This is a genomic window from Candidatus Mycobacterium wuenschmannii (assembly GCF_030252325.1).
In the GTDB taxonomy this organism is placed as follows: Bacteria; Actinomycetota; Actinomycetes; order Mycobacteriales; family Mycobacteriaceae; genus Mycobacterium; species Mycobacterium wuenschmannii.
Map to the genome: position 1 here is coordinate 2952304 of NZ_CP126981.1, position 15994 is coordinate 2968297.

Consider the following 15994-nt stretch of genomic DNA (forward strand, 5'->3'; position numbering starts at 1 on the left):
TATGAGAACGGCGGTTGTCACCGGCGGCAGCTCCGGAATCGGCCTGGCGATCGTGGAGCGACTCCGCAAGGACGGCTACCGGGTCGCGACCCTCGACCTGAACCCGTCCGACACCGAGTTGGCGTTTACCGCCGACGTCACTGACCGCGGCCAGATCGACAGCGCGCTCGCCGGCATCCGCGAGCAGGCCGGACCGATCACCGTGCTGGTCAACGCTGCCGGCCTGGACGGCTTCAAGCGCTTCGCCCACATCGAATTCAGCGACTGGCGGCGTCTGATCGATGTCAACCTCAACGGCGTCTTCCACATGATCCAGGCGGTGCTGCCCGACATGCTCGAAGCCGGCTGGGGACGCATTGTCAACATCTCCTCGTCCAGCACGCACTCGGGTGCGCCGTTCATGTCGCACTACGTTGCGGCCAAGTCCGCCGTCAACGGGCTGACCAAGTCGCTGGCTCTGGAGTACGGACCCAACGGCATCACGGTCAACGCGGTGCCGCCGGGCTTCATCGACACTCCGATGCTGCGCAGCGCGGAGCGGCGCGGCAACCTCGGTGACATCGAAAAGACCATCGCCGCAACGCCGGTGCGCCGCATCGGCAAACCCGAAGACATCGCAGCCGCCTGCGCCTTTCTGATCTCCGAGGAGGCCGGTTACATCACCGGTCAGATCCTGGGAGTCAACGGCGGCCGAAACACCTAGCACGCGAGAACATTTCGTACTCAAGAGGAGAACTAGTGGGAGAACAGCAGGGTCGGGTAGCCGGCAAGGTCGCCTTCGTGACGGGCGCGGGCCGCGGGCAGGGCCGCAGTCACGCGGTGCGTCTGGCCGAAGAGGGTGCCGACATCATCGCTGTCGACGTGTGTCACGACATCGACACCATCGGCTATCCGATGTCCAGCCTGGAAGACCTCGAGGAAACCGCTCGGCTGGTCGAGAAGACCGGTCAGCGAATCTCGTTCGCGGAGGCCGATGTTCGTGACGCTTCCGCGCTGCAGGCGGCGTTGGAGAACGGCCTGGCGGAGTTCGGCAAGCTCGACATCGTCGTGACCGCGGCCGGCGTCGCCGGCATGAAGGGACAGCCTCCGCTGCAGGCCTGGACCGACGTGATCAACACCAACCTGATCGGGACGATCAACGCGATTCAGGTTGCGCTGCCGCACCTCACCGAGGGGGCGTCGATCATCGCCACCGGATCCACCGCCGCGCTGATGGACACGTCGAAGAAGGACAACCCGGGTAAGGACCCGGGCGGCATGGCGTACGTGCACTCCAAGCGCGCGCTGTCCAGCTACGTGCACGACCTTGCCACCGAGCTCTCGGTGCTGGGCATCCGCGCCAACGTGGTGCACCCGACCAACACCAATACCCCCATGCTGCAGAGCGAACCGATGTACCGTTCGTTCCGGCCGGATCTCGAGAACCCGACGCGCGCGGACGCCGAGCCGGTTTTCGGTGTGCAGCAAGCGATGAGGGTTCCATTCGTCGAACCGGAGGACATCAGCAATGCCGTGCTGTGGCTGGCCTCCGACGAGGCCAGGTACGTCACCGGTACGCAACTGCGCGTCGATGCCGGCGGATACCTCAAGTGGTACGACTACCGCACGTAAGGGAAGCCATGAAAGTTCGAGTTGATTCAGATCGCTGCCAGGGACACACGCTGTGCTCGATGATCGCGCCGGAGTCCTTCGAACTCGATGACATCGAGGGCCACGCGTCGGCCGTGTCGGAAGATGTTCCGGCAGAACAGGAAGACGCCGTCCGCGAGGCGGCGCATTCCTGCCCCGAGCAAGCGATTCTGCTGACGGAGAGCTCATGAGCATCGAGGACGACACCGACCGCAAGAAGAACCGCTACCACTTCGACCGGCACACCCCCGAGTACCGCGGCCAGTTCGAGAAGATCACCGAAGAGATCCACGAGAAGTGCCCGGTCGCGTGGACCGACACCTACGACGGTCACTGGGTGGCCGGCGGCAGCAACGCTGTGTTCGAACTCGCCCGCTGCCCGGTCGTCTCCAACGACCACGACATCAACGGTGAGCGCAAGGGCTACCAAGGCATTTCGATACCGAAGGCCAAACGCGCCAGCGGTGTCCGCGGCGGCATCCTGGAGATGGACGAGCCCGAGCACCGCATCTATCGCACCGTTCTGAACCCATATCTGTCGCCGGCGGCGGTCAAGCGCTGGGTGCCGTTCATCGACGACGTGACCCGCGCCTGCCTCGACGAGAAGATCGAACAAGGCCGCATCGACTTCGTCGACGACCTGGCCAACATCGTGCCGGCGGTTCTGACGCTGGCGATGCTCGGCATCCCGTTGAAGAACTGGGCGATTTACAGCGAGCCGGTGCATGCCTCGGTGTACACCCCCGAGCACTCGCCCGACATCGACAAGATCGTCGCCATGCACCGCCAGATGGGCCTGGACTTGCTGACCAACATGGTCGAGATCAAGGAGAACCCGCGACCGGGAATCGTCAACGGCCTCTTGCAACTACGCATCGACGGCGAGCCCGCCCCCGACCTCGAGATCATGGGCAACCTGGGCCTGGTGATCGGCGGCGGCTTCGACACCACCACCGCGCTGACCGCGCACTCGATGGAGTGGCTGTCGCAGCATCCCGACGAGCGCGAACGATTGAGCCGTGACCGGGCCACGCTGCTGGACTCCGCCACCGAGGAGTTCCTGCGCTACTACACGCCGGCTCCCGGCGACGGCCGCACCTTCTCCGACGACGTCGAACTCGAGGGCACCCAGTTCAAAGAAGGTGAACGGCTGTGGATCTCGTGGGCGATGGCCAACCGTGACCCGTCGGTGTTCAACGAGCCGAACAAGATTCTAATGGACCGAAAAGGGAACCGGCACTTCAGCTTTGGCCTCGGGGTGCACCGTTGCATCGGATCGAACGTGGCACGCACGGTGTTCAAGTCGATGCTCACCGCGGTGCTCGACCGGATGCCGGACTATGTGTGCGACCCGGAGGGCACTGTGCACTACGAAACCATCGGTGTCATTCAGGGCATGCGGAACCTGCCGGCCACCTTCACACCCGGCAAGCGGGTGGGCGCCGGACTGGACGAGACGTTGGAGAAGCTGCAGAAGATCTGCGACGAGCAGGAACTCGCACTGCCCATCACCGAACGCAAAGAAACCGCCGTCATCGACTGACAATCGGCTTATATTCAGCCGAGTAACGGAAGGTGCGGGACGTGAAGTCGTTGGCGATCAGCTCTACATTGGTGGCGGCCGCAGTGACGTGGGCGCCGGGGGCCGACGCCCACATGACCTACGGAAATTACCGGGTGGAGTCGCCCCGCGATCCGGGTCACTCGTGGATATGGGCCCTCCGGCCATGCGAGCCCGGTCACCCCGACGACTGCCTTCAGGACCAGGCCCAACCCAGGCCCAACGGGCAAGCGCAGCCGTGGTACTCGGTCGCGCATCTGGCCAACAACCAATACACGATGGTCGTCGACGTGCCGGATGGCGTGCGATGCCTGGTCTACTTCCTGCCCTCGCACGACGTCTACACCTGGGACGCGACTTCGCTGAACGGGTCGGTGACGTCCACCTTCGACAAGAGCTGCGGCGACGGCCCAGGCGGCACCGCCAGCTGGCCGTTCAATCTCGTCCGGGAGTGACTCTCAGCGGGCGGGCAGCCCCAACACCCGCTGGGCGATGATGTTGCGCTGTATCTCCGACGTACCCCCGGCGATGGTGCCGGAGAAGCTGCGGGCGTAGCGCTCGAACCAACTGCCGAAGTAGTGATCGAGGTTCATCGGCTCGTAGGGTCCGGACATCGCCGGGTGCAACAATCCGTCGGAACCCGCTGCGGACAAAGCGTTTTCGCACGCCTGCCGCTCGGCTTCAGAGCCGAGCAGCTTGAGCACCGACAGGGCGGGCACGTCTTCCTCTCCGCGAGAGGCGCGGGCCAGCGCGACCGAACCGAGCAGTCGCAGCGCCTGGCGGTCCATGATCGCTGTCGCGAAATGGTCGCGCTCGAGGGCACTCGACGGGTGGAAGTCGGTGATGACGTTGTCGAGCCGGTCGGCGAATCCGAGCCACATCATCGTCCGCTCGTGTCCCAGTGAGCCGTTGGCGACGCCCCAGCCGCCGTTGAGCGGACCGACCAGGTTTTCCGCCGGCACCTTCACGTCCTCGAAGAACACCTCGTTGAAGTCGAGGTTGTCCTGACCGCAGATGTCCGGGAAGGGCCGACGCGTCACACCCGGGGTGTCCGTGGGGATGACGAGCGCGCTGATTCCCTTGTGCTTCGGCGCATCTGGATCGGTGCGCACGAAGGTCAGCAACACGTCGGCGTCGTGCGCGCCCGACGTCCACACCTTCTGTCCGTTGACCACGAAGTGATCGCCGTCGAGCACCGCCTTGGTACGCAGCGACGCCAGGTCCGATCCGGCGCTGGGCTCGCTCATGCCCAGCGACGCGGTGATCTCAGCGCGCAGGATAGGGACCGCCCAGCGCTGCTTCTGCTCGTCGCTGCCGAACGAAATCAGCGACGCGGCAATGATATTGACACCCTGGGGATTGAAGCTGTGATAAATCCGCCGCTTGCACAACTCCTCCAGGTACACGTACTGCTGCAGGACGGTGGCATTTCGGCCGCCGAATTCCGGCGGCTGAGTGGGCAGCAGCCAGCCGTTGTCGAAGAGCAACCGCTGCCAGCGACGGGCCCAATCAGGCATGTGCGACACCGATTTCGGTCGCTCCACCGCCTCGGCGGCGGCGGTCGGCACGTGCTGGTCGAGGAACGCGACGAACTCGTCGCGGAAGGCCTCGACGTCGGGCTCAAAGGTGAGTTGCACGGTACTCCTCGGTAACCCTCGCGCGGTGCTCGGCGGTTCCGCCGAGCATCAGCTCGCCGGCCTTCGCTCGTTTGAGGGCGAACTGCAGATCGTTCTCCCAGGTGAAGCCCATCGCGCCGAAGAGCTGCAGGCCGTGCCGGAAAACCAACGACTGGCATTCGCCCGCACCGGCTTTCGCCATCGCGGCAGCCAGTCGGCGGCGCGGGTCGTTACCGGCGATCGTCAGCGCGGAGTAGTAGGCCAGCGCCCGGGCCCGCTCGATGGCGACGTGCATATCGGCCGCCTTGTGCTGGACCGCCTGGAACGACCCGATCGCCACCCCGAACTGTTGCCGACTACGGACATGGTCGAGCACCAGGTCCAGAATGCGTTGGCACGCTCCGACCATGGTGATCGCCATCCCCATCAGCGCGACGTGATGCGCGGCCTCGGTGTCGACCCGCACACGGGCGGCGTCGGGCAGACGCAGCCCGTCGAAGGTCAGGTCGGCGACGTGCAGCACCGGGTCGAGCACCGCGCTGCGGCGCGTGGACAACTGCCCGCCCGCATCGCCGGTGTCGACGACGAACACCGCGGCGTCGGTGACGACGGCCAACCGCTCCGCACGATCGCCGTCCAGCACGTGCCGTGCGGTGCCGTCCAGCACCCACTCGTCGCCGTCTCGGTGCGCGCTGATCCCGCCGTAGACGGCGGTGCCGGACGCCTGCGGGTCGAAACGCTCCCCGACCAGCGGCGCGTACTGGGTCATAGTCGCCAGGAACGGGGTCGGGTCCGTGGCGCGCCCCAGCTCTTCGAGGACAATGGCCAGTTCGACGGCGTTCTCGGCGTCGCTCATCTCGGTCCAGCCGTGCTCGCGGTAGGCCTTCCAGACCGGTGCGGGGTCGGTGCCGTCCTCGGCTATGGCCCTGACCAGTGACGGAGGGCATTGCTTACCGACCGCGTCGCGCACGGTTTCTTGCCAGAGCCGCTGATCGGCGTCGAATTCCAGCAGCATTCCGGCCAGCTCCTTCGCTCGTTCAACGTGCCGTGAGAATACTATTCTCTTAATAGCACAGTGACAATCTCGCTCCGACTGCGCCACTTGCGCGCGCACGGCCCGAGGAGGCAGGCAGCGATCATGGACATCGGGTTTATCGGGTTGGGCCACATGGGTTTTCCAATGGCGCGGCGGCTGCTCGAGGCGGGCCACGACGTCGTGGCCTACGACACCCGTGCGGAGGCCGTCGATCGTCTGGTCGCCCTCGGCGCTCGAGCGGCCGCCTCCCCGCCGCAGGTCGCAACCCGCGCCGAGACCGTGCTGGCCAGCCTGCCGTCCCCGCAGGTAGCACTCGAGGTGGCCGCGGGCGTCGCCGCCGGTGACCGGGTCGTGCGTTACGTCGACCTGTCGACGATCGGCAGTGCCACCGCGGCGCGCATCCACGAACTGCTGGCCGCGCACGACATCGCCGCGATCGACTGCCCGGTCAGCGGCGGAGTCGGCGGCGCCGAGGCTGGAACCCTCGCACTGATGGTGTCGGGACCTCACCCGGAATTCGAGATACTGCGCCCGGTGCTGGAAACGCTGGGCCGACCGATGCACGTCGGCGAGCAACCCGGCTCGGCACAGACGATGAAACTGATGAACAACATCCTGGCCGCCACCGTTATGGTCGCGACATCGGAAGTCGTTGTGATGGGCGCGAAGTCGGGCCTCGACCCGCAGGTGATGATCGATGTGCTGAACGCGGGGTCGGGCGCGACGAGCGCCAGCCGGGACAAATTCCCCCGGTCGATTCTGCCGCGCACATTCGACTACGGCTTCGCCACCGGGCTGATGGTCAAGGACGTCCGGCTGTATCTCGAGGAGGCGCGGGCGCTCGAGGCCCCGGTCGCGATCGCCGAGGCCGTCGCGGGCCTCTGGGAGACCACCCTCGAGGACGAGGGTGCCGACTCCGATTTCACCTCCGCGATCAAGCCGCTCGAACGGGCCGCCGGAGTCACCTTCGGGCTCCGCAAACCGGGAGAATGATATTATCGCGTGCGTAGAACAGCACTTTCAGCTGGTTGCTTCGATTGTGGTCACTAGCAGGCGCGATGAATAATCGAAATGCTTACGGGAACCCTGTTGATTAGCGGCGCGCCGAGATGTTAGTTTCGCTAGCAGACTGCTCGCGCCCTCGACGCAGTCTTCCCTGCTCGCGAAGGATGGTGTAGGTGATCGAGCACCCGGACGGGACACGCACGCCGCTGATCGACGCGAGCGTGCACATCTTCTTCTCGTCCAACAAGGAGCTGCGCTCGGTACTGCGCGAGCCGTTCAAGAGTCGCGGGTTCCCCGACTACGAGATGGACTGGTACGGCGCGCCGGGCGGAGAGTACGCGCCCAAGACCCGCGGACCCGAACGTCAGTACCCCGGCTCGGACCCGGATTTCGTTGGCAATGAGCTTTTTTCGAATCGTGGCGTGGATGTCGCGGTGCTACATCCGATGGCGCGTGGCATCATGCCTGACCGCCACCTCGGCAGCGCCCTGCACGCCGCGCACAACGAGATGATGGTGTCGAAGTGGTTGGAGCACAGCCACTTCGGCGACCGTTTCCGCGGCACGATCCGGGTGAACCCCGACGACATCGCCGGCGCGCTGAAAGAAATCGAGAAATGGCGTTCGCACCCCCGGGTGGTGCAGATCGGGGTGCCGCTGCAGTCCCGGGAGTTGTACGGGAAGCCGCAGTTCTGGCCGCTGTGGGAGGCCGCCGTCGACGCGGGCCTGCCGGTTGCCGCGCACATCGAGGTCGGCTCGGGCATCGCCAATCCGCCCACCCCGAACGGCAATACCCGCGTCTACGAGCATTACGTGAGCTTCATGGCGCTGAACTTCCTGTACCACCAGATGAACATGATCGCCGAGGGCGTCTTCGAGCGCTTTCCGGGGCTGAAGTTCGTCTGGGGCGACGGCGCCGCAGACTTCATCACGCCGTTCATGTGGCGGATGGACACCTTCGGCCGGCCGCACCTCGAGCAAACGCCGTGGGCACCCAAGATCCCCAGCGACTATCTACCGGGGCACATCTACTTCGTCCAGGGCAGCCTCGACGGGCCCGGCGACGCGGATTTCGCGGGCGAGTGGTTCGGCTTCACCGGTAAGGAAGACATGGTGATGTTCGGCTCGAGCTACCCGCACTGGCAGCTCGGCGACATGACCAAACTGCCCAAGGCACTGTCCCCCGAGCAGCGGGAGAAGCTGTGCTGGCGCAATGCAGCCAACCTCTACGGGATCGACATTTCGGCCGATCTCGCGGCCGGCTAGTCGCAGAATAGAAGCAACCCAGGGAGAGCGAGGAGATCGAGATGACGCTGACCCATTCGCAAGAGCGTGTACCGGCTGCGGAGCGCATCGCCGTCCGCTGCGTCGACTCGGACGTCCACCCGGCGCCCAAACGCGGCGAGCTCACCCCGTATATCCCGGAGCCGTGGCGCAGCAAGTACTTCCTCAACCGGGACGTCGGCGAGCAGATCTATTACGACGCCCCCGATTACGCGCACAGCTATGCGATGCGCATCGACGCCTTCCCCAAAGACGGTGAATTCGCCTGCAGTGACCCGGACATGGCGTTCCGGCAGCTGATCATGGAGGCGGGTTCGGACATCGCGATCCTGGAACCCGCGGCCTACCCGGCCCGTCTTCCCGAGGCGCAGCACGCCATGTCGGCGGCGCTCAACGAATGGCAGGCACATCACTGGCTCGACAGCCACAACAACTGGCACGAGCGGTGGCGCGGCTCGATCTGCGCGGCCATCGAGGAGCCGGAGGAATCGGTCCGCGAGATCGAGAAGTGGGCCGGACACCCCTTCATGGCGCAGATCCTGATCAAGGCCGAGCCGCGGCCGTCGTGGGGCAACCCGAAGTACGACCCGATCTGGGCCGCCGCCACAAAGGCCGACATGCCGGTGAGCTGCCACCTGTCGCGCAGCCAGTTCGACGAGCTGCCCGCCCCGCCGGTCGGCTACCCGAGCTACAACCACGACTTCATGGTCACGTACTCGCTGCTGGCCGCGAACCAGGTGATGAGCCTGATCTTCGACGGCGTCTTCGACCGCTTCCCGACGCTGCACATCGTGTTCGTGGAGCACGCGTTCAGTTGGATCCTGCCGCTGATGTGGCGAATGGACGCGATCTACGAAGCGCGCAAGTCCTGGCTGGACATCAAGCGCAAGCCGTCGGAGTACGTCAAGGAGCACATCAAGTTCACCACGCAGCCGCTCGACTACCCGGAGGACAAGACCGAGTTGACGCGCGCGCTGGAGTGGATGGAGTGCGAGAAGATCCTGCTGTTCTCCTCCGATTACCCGCACTGGACGTTCGACGACCCGCGCTGGCTGGTCAAGCACCTGCCCAAGCACGCCCGGGACGCCGTCATGTACAAGAACGGCATTGCGACGTACCACCTTCCGGAGACGGTCCCCGTCCTCGAGGGTCAAGTCCGGGTGCTCTGAGTTGCCAGACGAAGTCGAGCCGCGTCTCGCGCAGGGACGCGAGCACATTGTCGCGACCGTCGACGAGATTCCTTCGGGGAAGCACAAATTGGTGCCGATCGGCCGGCATGGCGTCGGCGTGTACAACGTCAACGGGACCTTCTACGCAATCGCGAATTACTGCCCACATCAAGGTGGTCCGCTGTGCTCCGGGCGTGCCCGCGGGCGCACGATCGTAGATGAGACGGCACCGGGTGACGCGGTGATGGTGCGCGACAAGGAGTACATCTACTGCCCCTGGCATCAGTGGGGCTTCGAGTTGGCGACCGGCACCACCGCGGTCAAGCCGGAGTGGAGCATCCGCACCTATCCGGTGCGAGTCGTCGGTAACGACGTCTTGGTGCAGGCCTGATCGAGAAGGGGAATCTGTGTCTTCGCTTGAGGTGAACGGCGGCAAGGTCGTCTACGAAATCCTCGGTGAGTCAGGTGATCTCATCGCGCTGACGCCTGGTGGTCGGTTCAGCAAGGAGATCCCCGGGTTGCGCCCGCTGGCCGAGGCGCTGGCCGCCGGGGGCTACCGCGTACTGCTGTGGGACCGGCCCAACTGCGGCGCTTCCGACGTGCAGTTCTACGGGCAGAGCGAGTCACACATGCGCGCTGAGACGCTGCACAAGCTGGTGACCGGGCTGGGGTTCGAACGGTGCATCCTGGCCGGCGGGTCCGGCGGCGCACGGGATTCCATGCTGACCACCATGCTCTACCCCGAGATGGTGGAGAAGCTCGTGGTGTGGAACATCGTCGGCGGCATCTACGGCACGTTCGTGCTCGGCTCGTACTACATCGTGCCGAACATCCTCGCGGTGCGCGGCAGCGGCATGGCGGGCGTGGCCAAAGTCCAGGAGTGGCAGGAGCGCATCGCCGAGAATTCGGCCAACGAGCAGCGGATCCTCGACTTCGACGCCGACGAATTCCTCAAGCTGATGCTGCGCTGGCTCAACGCCTTCGTCTCGAAGCCTGGCCAGACGATTCCGGGTGTCGACGACGAGATGTTCGACCGAATCAGGGTCCCCACCTTGATTATTCGGGGCGGCGAGAACGACATGGATCATCCGAAGCGGACCTCGTTGGAGGTCAGCTGCCTCATCAAGGGATCCAAGCTGATCGACCCACCGTGGCCGGAAGACGCCTGGGAGCGCGCCTCCGAGGAGCGCGCGCAGGGAAAAGTCAAGCGCTTCAACATGTTCGACACCTGGGTGCAGGCCGCCCCGGCCATCCTGGAGTTCCTGGGGTCGTGATGGGGCTATACCGTGTGGATGCGGACCTCGCAGTTGAGCGAGGCCTCCAGCGCAGTGTGGACCCGGCTCTCGGGGACGCGGTCGAGGTCGACTTCTCGCAGCGTCACGTCGACGATGTCGAAGCCGTCGTCGCCAGGGGTGCGGAGGATCTCGCCGGTGAGCCCGAATCCGGCCAGCACGCCGTGCGCATCGTCATCGGTCCCCCGGCTGACGAAAGTGATGACACCGGGCACCGGGGTGGTCGCAAAAGCGTTGGCGCACAGCTTGATCGCCGCGTGCGTGGCGGCGTCGGCATCCTCACTACTGATCAACAGCTCCACCTCGCGACGGCCCACGGGCATCGCCCCGAGGTCTTTGGCGATCACGCCGCCACTGCCCACGCTGTCGAGGAGAGCCGCCATGCCATCGTTTAGCCGCGCGGGCGTCAGCACGTTCTCGGGGTCGACGTTGATGCGCACGACTGCGGTTCGCATGCACGTAAGCCTAACCGCGACGGCGGAGCTCAGCTGATGGCGACCACCGCCGCGACGCCGATCACGCTCGGCACCTCGCCCGGCCTGACCCCCCGACTGCTGACTCAGGCCGGCCGCGAAGACCTCGCGGCCTACGGCGGCTACCAACCGCTGACCATCGACCTGCTCGACGAGGTCGAGGCCAGTGGCTTGCTCGGGCGGGGCGGGGCCGGCTTTCCGTTCGCGGTGAAGGCGCGCGCGGTCCGCGATAACGGACGAGTCGCCGGTGGCGCGGTCGTCGTCGCCAACGGCGAGGAGGGCGAACCGGCGTCGATCAAGGACCGCTGGCTGCTGCGCAACCGGCCGCATCTGATCCTCGACGGCCTCCGGCTGGCCGCCGCGATGGTCGGCGCCGACCGCGCGTACGTCTATGTGTCCGACGCGGATTCGGCACGCAGCGTGGAATCCGCCCTGGCCGAACTCGGGACGGATGCCCTCGGCGGGGTCGCCGTCGAGGTCTACACCGTCGAGGCGGGCTACGTGGCCGGAGAGGAGACCGCGGCGGTGCGCGCGCTCAACGGTGGACCCGTCAAACCGACGGACAAGCCACCGCGGCCATTCCAGGAGGGCGTCGACGGTCTGCCGACACTGGTGAGCAACGTGGAAACGCTGGCCGGCCTTCCGTTCGTGCAGCAGCACGGAGCGGCAGAGTTCCGCTCGCTCGGCACCTCGGACTCGCCGGGCAGCTTCCTGGTGACGCTTACCGGGGCCGGCCACGCACCCGCACTCTACGAGCTTCCCCACGGCCTGTCGTTCACCGATCTGCTTGCACTGCGTGGCATTTCGCCAGATCAGGTGCAAGCGGTACTGATGGGTGGCTACTTCGCCGGACTGCTCGACCGTGCCGTGCTCGACGCCACGCTCGACCACGAAGCGCTCCGCGCACTCGGCAGTGGGCTGGGTAACGGTGCGATCAGCGTGATCACCGACGACTGCCCGCTCGCCGTGGCCGCCTCGGTGTTGGCGTACTTCGACCGCGAGAATGCCGGACAGTGCGGGTCGTGCTTCAACGGAACGGCGGCGATGGCCGCGGTCGCCGGGGCCCTGCGCGACGGCGCCGCCACCGAGGACGACGTGGCCCGGTTGCGCCGCTGGTCGGTGGTGCTGCGCGGTCGCGGGGCCTGCGCCACGCTGGACGCCGCGACCAACATCGCCGCGAGCCTGCTGAGCCACTTCCCCGACCTGGTCCAGAGTCACCTCGACAACAGTTGCCAGACATGCCAATCGGGCGCTTTCACCGGTGACCGCCCCTACCAGGTGGAGGCGCTGTGAAGATCCGGCTGGACCGCACCATCTGCGACGGCTTTGGTTTGTGCGCCAAGCACGCGCCGAAGCACTTCTCCCTCGACGACTGGGGGTATGCGTCGCTGGAAGGCGATGGCGAGGTCGCCGAGGGTGACCGTGACGCGGTGATGCGGGCGCTGCTGGACTGTCCCGTGCACGCGATCACCGAGTGGGGTGAACGCCGCGAGGCCGAACCGCACGACCGGTCGATCGGTGTCGACGATCCGGCCGAACACCTGAAAACCGAAGCGAACGAAGCGGAGTGGGGGTTCACCCGTTGACCGGACGTCCGCTGCCGTTGCTCACCGACGACAACGAGTTCTTCTGGAAGTCGGGCGCCGACGGCACGCTACGTCTGCAGGAGTGCACCGACTGCAACGCGCTGATCCACCCGCCCGCGCCCGTGTGCCGATACTGCCGCTCCCGGAACCTCGGGGTGCGGGCGGTGTCGGGCCGTGCCACGCTCGCCGGGTTCACAATCAACGAAAGATTCAGCCTGCCAGGTCTTCCCGCGCCCTACGTCGTCGCCCAGGTTGCGATCGCCGAAGATCCGCGAGTGCGGCTGACCACCAACATCATCGACTGCGAGCCCGAACTGCTGGAACTGGGTCAGCACGTCGAGGTGGTCTTCGAGCAGGACGACGACGTGTGGCTGCCGCTGTTTCGTCTGGTCGACGGCGCCGAACCCGCGAAGTTGCCGATCGACGAGATCGAACCGGAGCGCTTCGGTGAGTTCGTCCGGCCGATGCTGACGACGGAGAAGTTCGAAGACAAGGTGGCGCTGACCGGAATCGGCATGTCGCAGATCGGTCGCCGGTTGATGGTGCCGGCGCTGTCGCTGACCATCGATGCGTGCGAGGCGGCGATCGCCGATGCCGGGCTGTCCATCGACGACATCGACGGTCTCTCAACGTATCCCGGTGGCGGGAACATGGGCGGGTTCGGCGAGGGCGGGGTCACCGCGCTGGAGGCCGCCATGGGTATCCGGCCCACGTGGCACAACGGCGGCATCGAGACCTTCGGTCCCGGCGGTTCGGTGATCGCGGCGATGCTTGCGGTCGCGGGTGGGCTGGCCCGCCATGTGCTGTGCTTCCGAACGCTGTGGGAGGCGACCTTCAACGAGCACATGAAGCTGGGCAAGATCGTCCCGTCGGGCGGACGCCGCGCCGACTGGCTGCTGCCGTTTGGCGCGACTTCCGCGGCACACACGTTGGCGCAGAACGCCCAGCGCCATTTTCACCGCTACGGCACCACCAAGGAGACGCTGGGCTGGATCGCGCTGAATCAGCGCGCCAACGCCGAACTCAACCCGACCGCGGTGTACCGGACCCCTATGACGATGGACGACTACCTGACCGCGCGCCCGATCACCTCGCCGTTCGGGCTCTACGACTGCGATGTGCCGTGCGACGGTGCCGTCGCAGTGATCGTGTCCGCCGTCGACGCGGCGCAGGACACGGCGAAGCCACCGGTGTATGTCGATGCCGTCGGCACCCAGATCATCGAGCGAATCGACTGGGACCAAAGCACATTGACGCACGAGCCGCAGGTGCTGGGCCAGGCCGCGCACCTGTGGACCCGAACGTCGCTGACGCCACAGGATGTCGACGTCGCCGAGTTGTACGACGGGTTCACGATGAACTGCCTGTCGTGGATCGAGGCGCTCGGATTCTGTGGCATCGGCGAGGCGCGCGACTTTCTGGACGGTGGCAAGAACATCGCCCGTGACGGGCAATTGCCGCTGAACACCCACGGCGGACAGCTGTCACACGGGCGGACGCATGGCATGGGTCTGCTGCACGAGGCGATCACCCAGTTGCGCGGGGAGGGCGGCGATCGCCAGGTCGCCGACGCGCGGGTCGGCGTGGTCAGCAGCGGTGGCCTCACGCCCAGTGGAGTCTTGTTGTTGCGGGCCGACCGGTGACACCGATTTCGGTGCAGCCCCGGCTCGTCATCGTCGACGGCGTGCCGATGTCGGCGTTGGTGGCCGAGGCACCCGAGCCGAAGGCGGTCATCGTCGCCATCCACGGCGGCGGTACTACCGCACTGTATTTCGACTGCCCCGGCCATCCGGACCTGTCGCTGCTGCGGTGCGGCGCCGAGCGCGGCTACACGGTGGTGGCGATCGACCGGCCCGGCTATGGCAGCTCGGCGGCCTATCCCGACGCGGTCGCCGAACCCGAGCAGCGGGTGCGGCTCGCGTACGGACTGGTCGACAAGGTGCTGGGCGAAAAGCCGCGCGGTGCCGGCCTTTTCCTGATGGGGCATTCCGGCGGCTGCGAGCTCGCGATACGAATGGCCGTGGAAGCATCCGACGGGCGGCGCGTCGACCTGATCGGGATCGAACTGGCCGGCACCGGTCGGCGTTACCATCCGGCCGCGCGGGAGATCCTCAAGACCGCCACCCGGGAGCATCGCCCGTCCGGGATGCGCGAATTGCTGTGGCACCCGCCGGAGCTCTATCCGCCTGAAATGCTCGGCGGGGCAACCGTTTACCCGGGCGCTCCCCCGTATGAGGACAAGATGGTGTCCGACTGGGCACGCCAGGACTTTCCGGCGTTGGCCCCGAATGTGCGAATACCCGTCCAATTCAGCATCGCCGAGCACGAGAAGGTCTGGCAGTGCGACGCGGCGGCCCAGACGGAGCTCACCTCGATGTTCAGCAACGCGACCAAGTTCCAGATCAACGAGCAGGCCGGCGCCGGGCACAATATCAGCGTGGGCCACACGGCAGCGGCCTATCACGCCACGGTGTTCGCCTTCGTCGACCAGTGCGCGGAGACCCGGTGATGCGCGTCGGATTCATCGGTCTGGGTAGCCAGGGCGGTCCCATGGCGGGGCGCATCGTCGACGCCGGTTTTCCCACGACCTTGTGGGCGCGACGGCCCGCGTCGCTCGAACCGTACGCCGACACCGCGGCCGCGGTCGCCGAGACGCCCGCGGCACTGGCCGCCGCCAGCGACTTGGTGTGCCTGTGCGTGGTCGGCGACGCCGATGTCGACGAGGTCGTCACCGGCGACAACGGGGTGCTGGCCGGGCTCGAACCGGGTGGCGTGATCGCCATCCACAGCACGGTGCATCCAAACAGCTGTCTTCGACTGGCGGAAAAAGCTGCCGCACAGGACGTCTCGATCATCGACGCGCCGGTGAGCGGCGGGGCCCCGGCCGTCGCGGAGGGCAAGCTGCTGGTGATGGTCGGCGGTGACGACGATGTGGTCGAACGGTGCCGCCCGGTGTTCGCCAGCTACGCCGATCCGATCGTGCATCTGGGCGCACTGGGCTCCGGCCAGACCACCAAGCTGCTCAACAACTTGCTGTTCACCGCCAATCTGGGCACGGCGGCCACGGCGCTGTCACTCGGTGAGGCGCTCGGCGTGCTGCCCGACCGACTCGCCGAGGTGATCGCCCGCGGAAGCGGAAACAGTTTCGCGCTCAACGTACTCGGTGGCGATACCGCCGGCCTGGCCCGGCTCGCCGGAATGGCCGGGCCCCTACTGCAAAAGGATGTCCGGTTGTTGGCCGACGTCGCGGATGCCGCGACCGCCGGCGGCGGAGCGGTGCTCGACGCGGCCGACGCGACGCTGGCCCTCATGGAACATCCACGGTGAGAATCGGATTCATCGGC

General features: G+C 66.3%; 18 protein-coding genes. 15 read left to right on the forward strand and 3 right to left on the reverse strand.

Annotated features, from left to right (window positions below; translation table 11 throughout):
• Position 1: 1 nt before the first annotated feature.
• From PT015_RS13950 to PT015_RS13970, 5 genes are all read left to right on the forward strand, one after another.
• Positions 2 to 703 carry an SDR family NAD(P)-dependent oxidoreductase gene (locus PT015_RS13950; protein WP_285185225.1) on the forward strand — a complete coding sequence of 234 codons (702 nt, stop codon included), beginning with the start codon at positions 2 to 4 and terminating at the stop codon, positions 701 to 703.
• A gap of 35 nt (positions 704 to 738) precedes the next feature.
• On the forward strand, positions 739 to 1611 hold the full coding sequence (locus PT015_RS13955) for a mycofactocin-coupled SDR family oxidoreductase (RefSeq protein WP_285185226.1): 873 nt from the start codon (positions 739 to 741) through the stop codon (positions 1609 to 1611).
• 8 nt (positions 1612 to 1619) lie between these two features.
• Positions 1620 to 1820, forward strand: a complete 201-nt coding sequence (locus PT015_RS13960; RefSeq protein ID WP_285185227.1) for a ferredoxin — start codon at positions 1620 to 1622, stop codon at positions 1818 to 1820.
• Positions 1817 to 3172 carry a cytochrome P450 gene (locus PT015_RS13965; protein ID WP_285185228.1) on the forward strand — a complete coding sequence of 452 codons (1356 nt, stop codon included), beginning with the start codon at positions 1817 to 1819 and terminating at the stop codon, positions 3170 to 3172. Before PT015_RS13960 ends, PT015_RS13965 begins: the two co-directional genes overlap by 4 nt.
• 113 nt (positions 3173 to 3285) lie before the next feature.
• Positions 3286 to 3645 carry a ubiquitin family protein gene (locus PT015_RS13970; protein WP_285191112.1) on the forward strand — a complete coding sequence of 120 codons (360 nt, stop codon included), beginning with the start codon at positions 3286 to 3288 and terminating at the stop codon, positions 3643 to 3645.
• A gap of 3 nt (positions 3646 to 3648) precedes the next feature.
• On the opposite strand, the gene PT015_RS13975 is transcribed toward PT015_RS13970, so the two are convergent.
• Together PT015_RS13975 and PT015_RS13980 are read right to left on the reverse strand one after the other, a co-directional pair.
• Positions 3649 to 4827, reverse strand: a complete 1179-nt coding sequence (locus tag PT015_RS13975; RefSeq protein WP_285185229.1) for an acyl-CoA dehydrogenase family protein — start codon at positions 4825 to 4827, stop codon at positions 3649 to 3651.
• Positions 4811 to 5821 (reverse strand): acyl-CoA dehydrogenase family protein, encoded by a 1011-nt coding sequence (locus PT015_RS13980; protein ID WP_285185230.1) that lies wholly within the window; start codon positions 5819 to 5821, stop codon positions 4811 to 4813. Before PT015_RS13980 ends, PT015_RS13975 begins: the two co-directional genes overlap by 17 nt.
• A 123-nt stretch (positions 5822 to 5944) precedes the next feature.
• On the opposite strand from PT015_RS13980, the gene PT015_RS13985 reads away from it, so the two are divergent.
• From PT015_RS13985 to PT015_RS14005, 5 genes are all read left to right on the forward strand, one after another.
• The gene (locus PT015_RS13985) at positions 5945 to 6835 is read left to right on the forward strand and encodes an NAD(P)-dependent oxidoreductase (RefSeq protein WP_285185231.1); all 891 of its coding nucleotides are present in this window, start codon (positions 5945 to 5947) and stop codon (positions 6833 to 6835) included.
• A 185-nt stretch (positions 6836 to 7020) separates the two neighbouring features.
• A complete protein-coding gene (locus PT015_RS13990) occupies positions 7021 to 8112 on the forward strand; it encodes an amidohydrolase family protein (RefSeq protein WP_285185232.1) in 1092 nt (363 codons plus the stop codon).
• 41 nt (positions 8113 to 8153) lie between these two features.
• The gene (locus PT015_RS13995; RefSeq protein WP_285185233.1) at positions 8154 to 9299 is read left to right on the forward strand and encodes an amidohydrolase family protein; all 1146 of its coding nucleotides are present in this window, start codon (positions 8154 to 8156) and stop codon (positions 9297 to 9299) included.
• Position 9300: 1 nt separating this feature from the next.
• On the forward strand, positions 9301 to 9690 hold the full coding sequence (locus PT015_RS14000) for a Rieske (2Fe-2S) protein (RefSeq protein WP_285185235.1): 390 nt from the start codon (positions 9301 to 9303) through the stop codon (positions 9688 to 9690).
• Between the two features lie 16 nt (positions 9691 to 9706).
• Positions 9707 to 10573 carry an alpha/beta fold hydrolase gene (locus PT015_RS14005; protein WP_285185236.1) on the forward strand — a complete coding sequence of 289 codons (867 nt, stop codon included), beginning with the start codon at positions 9707 to 9709 and terminating at the stop codon, positions 10571 to 10573.
• 5 nt (positions 10574 to 10578) lie between these two features.
• On the opposite strand, the gene PT015_RS14010 is transcribed toward PT015_RS14005, so the two are convergent.
• Positions 10579 to 11046 carry a hypothetical protein gene (locus PT015_RS14010; RefSeq protein ID WP_285185238.1) on the reverse strand — a complete coding sequence of 156 codons (468 nt, stop codon included), beginning with the start codon at positions 11044 to 11046 and terminating at the stop codon, positions 10579 to 10581.
• Positions 11047 to 11082: 36 nt separating this feature from the next.
• On the opposite strand from PT015_RS14010, the gene PT015_RS14015 reads away from it, so the two are divergent.
• Genes PT015_RS14015 through PT015_RS14035 form a run of 5 tightly spaced genes read left to right on the forward strand, consistent with a single transcriptional unit; the run spans position 11083 to position 15977 of the window.
• Complete coding sequence (locus PT015_RS14015; protein WP_285185239.1) at positions 11083 to 12357, forward strand: NADH-ubiquinone oxidoreductase-F iron-sulfur binding region domain-containing protein; 1275 nt, start codon at positions 11083 to 11085, stop codon at positions 12355 to 12357.
• Entirely contained in the window at positions 12354 to 12650 is a 297-nt protein-coding gene (locus PT015_RS14020) for a ferredoxin (RefSeq protein ID WP_285185240.1), read from the forward strand. Before PT015_RS14015 ends, PT015_RS14020 begins: the two co-directional genes overlap by 4 nt.
• The gene (locus PT015_RS14025) at positions 12647 to 14293 is read left to right on the forward strand and encodes a thiolase C-terminal domain-containing protein (protein ID WP_285185241.1); all 1647 of its coding nucleotides are present in this window, start codon (positions 12647 to 12649) and stop codon (positions 14291 to 14293) included. Before PT015_RS14020 ends, PT015_RS14025 begins: the two co-directional genes overlap by 4 nt.
• Positions 14290 to 15159: an alpha/beta hydrolase gene (locus PT015_RS14030; protein WP_390887815.1), complete on the forward strand. Its 870-nt coding sequence runs from the start codon at positions 14290 to 14292 to the stop codon at positions 15157 to 15159. The genes PT015_RS14025 and PT015_RS14030 overlap by 4 nt, the downstream gene beginning before the upstream one ends.
• On the forward strand, positions 15159 to 15977 hold the full coding sequence (locus PT015_RS14035) for an NAD(P)-dependent oxidoreductase (RefSeq protein WP_285185242.1): 819 nt from the start codon (positions 15159 to 15161) through the stop codon (positions 15975 to 15977). The genes PT015_RS14030 and PT015_RS14035 overlap by 1 nt, the downstream gene beginning before the upstream one ends.
• The last annotated feature ends 17 nt before the right edge of the window (positions 15978 to 15994 follow it).

Coding starts and splice junctions, on each gene's coding strand:
- PT015_RS13980 (WP_285185230.1), bottom strand. CDS start 5,821: ATGCTGCTGGAATTCGACGCCGATCAGCGGCTCTGGCAAGAAACCGTG.
- PT015_RS13960 (WP_285185227.1), top strand. CDS start 1,620: ATGAAAGTTCGAGTTGATTCAGATCGCTGCCAGGGACACACGCTGTGC.
- PT015_RS14035 (WP_285185242.1), top strand. CDS start 15,159: ATGCGCGTCGGATTCATCGGTCTGGGTAGCCAGGGCGGTCCCATGGCG.
- PT015_RS13995 (WP_285185233.1), top strand. CDS start 8,154: ATGACGCTGACCCATTCGCAAGAGCGTGTACCGGCTGCGGAGCGCATC.
- PT015_RS14015 (WP_285185239.1), top strand. CDS start 11,083: ATGGCGACCACCGCCGCGACGCCGATCACGCTCGGCACCTCGCCCGGC.
- PT015_RS13985 (WP_285185231.1), top strand. CDS start 5,945: ATGGACATCGGGTTTATCGGGTTGGGCCACATGGGTTTTCCAATGGCG.
- PT015_RS13970 (WP_285191112.1), top strand. CDS start 3,286: ATGACCTACGGAAATTACCGGGTGGAGTCGCCCCGCGATCCGGGTCAC.
- PT015_RS14010 (WP_285185238.1), bottom strand. CDS start 11,046: ATGCGAACCGCAGTCGTGCGCATCAACGTCGACCCCGAGAACGTGCTG.
- PT015_RS13950 (WP_285185225.1), top strand. CDS start 2: ATGAGAACGGCGGTTGTCACCGGCGGCAGCTCCGGAATCGGCCTGGCG.
- PT015_RS13965 (WP_285185228.1), top strand. CDS start 1,817: ATGAGCATCGAGGACGACACCGACCGCAAGAAGAACCGCTACCACTTC.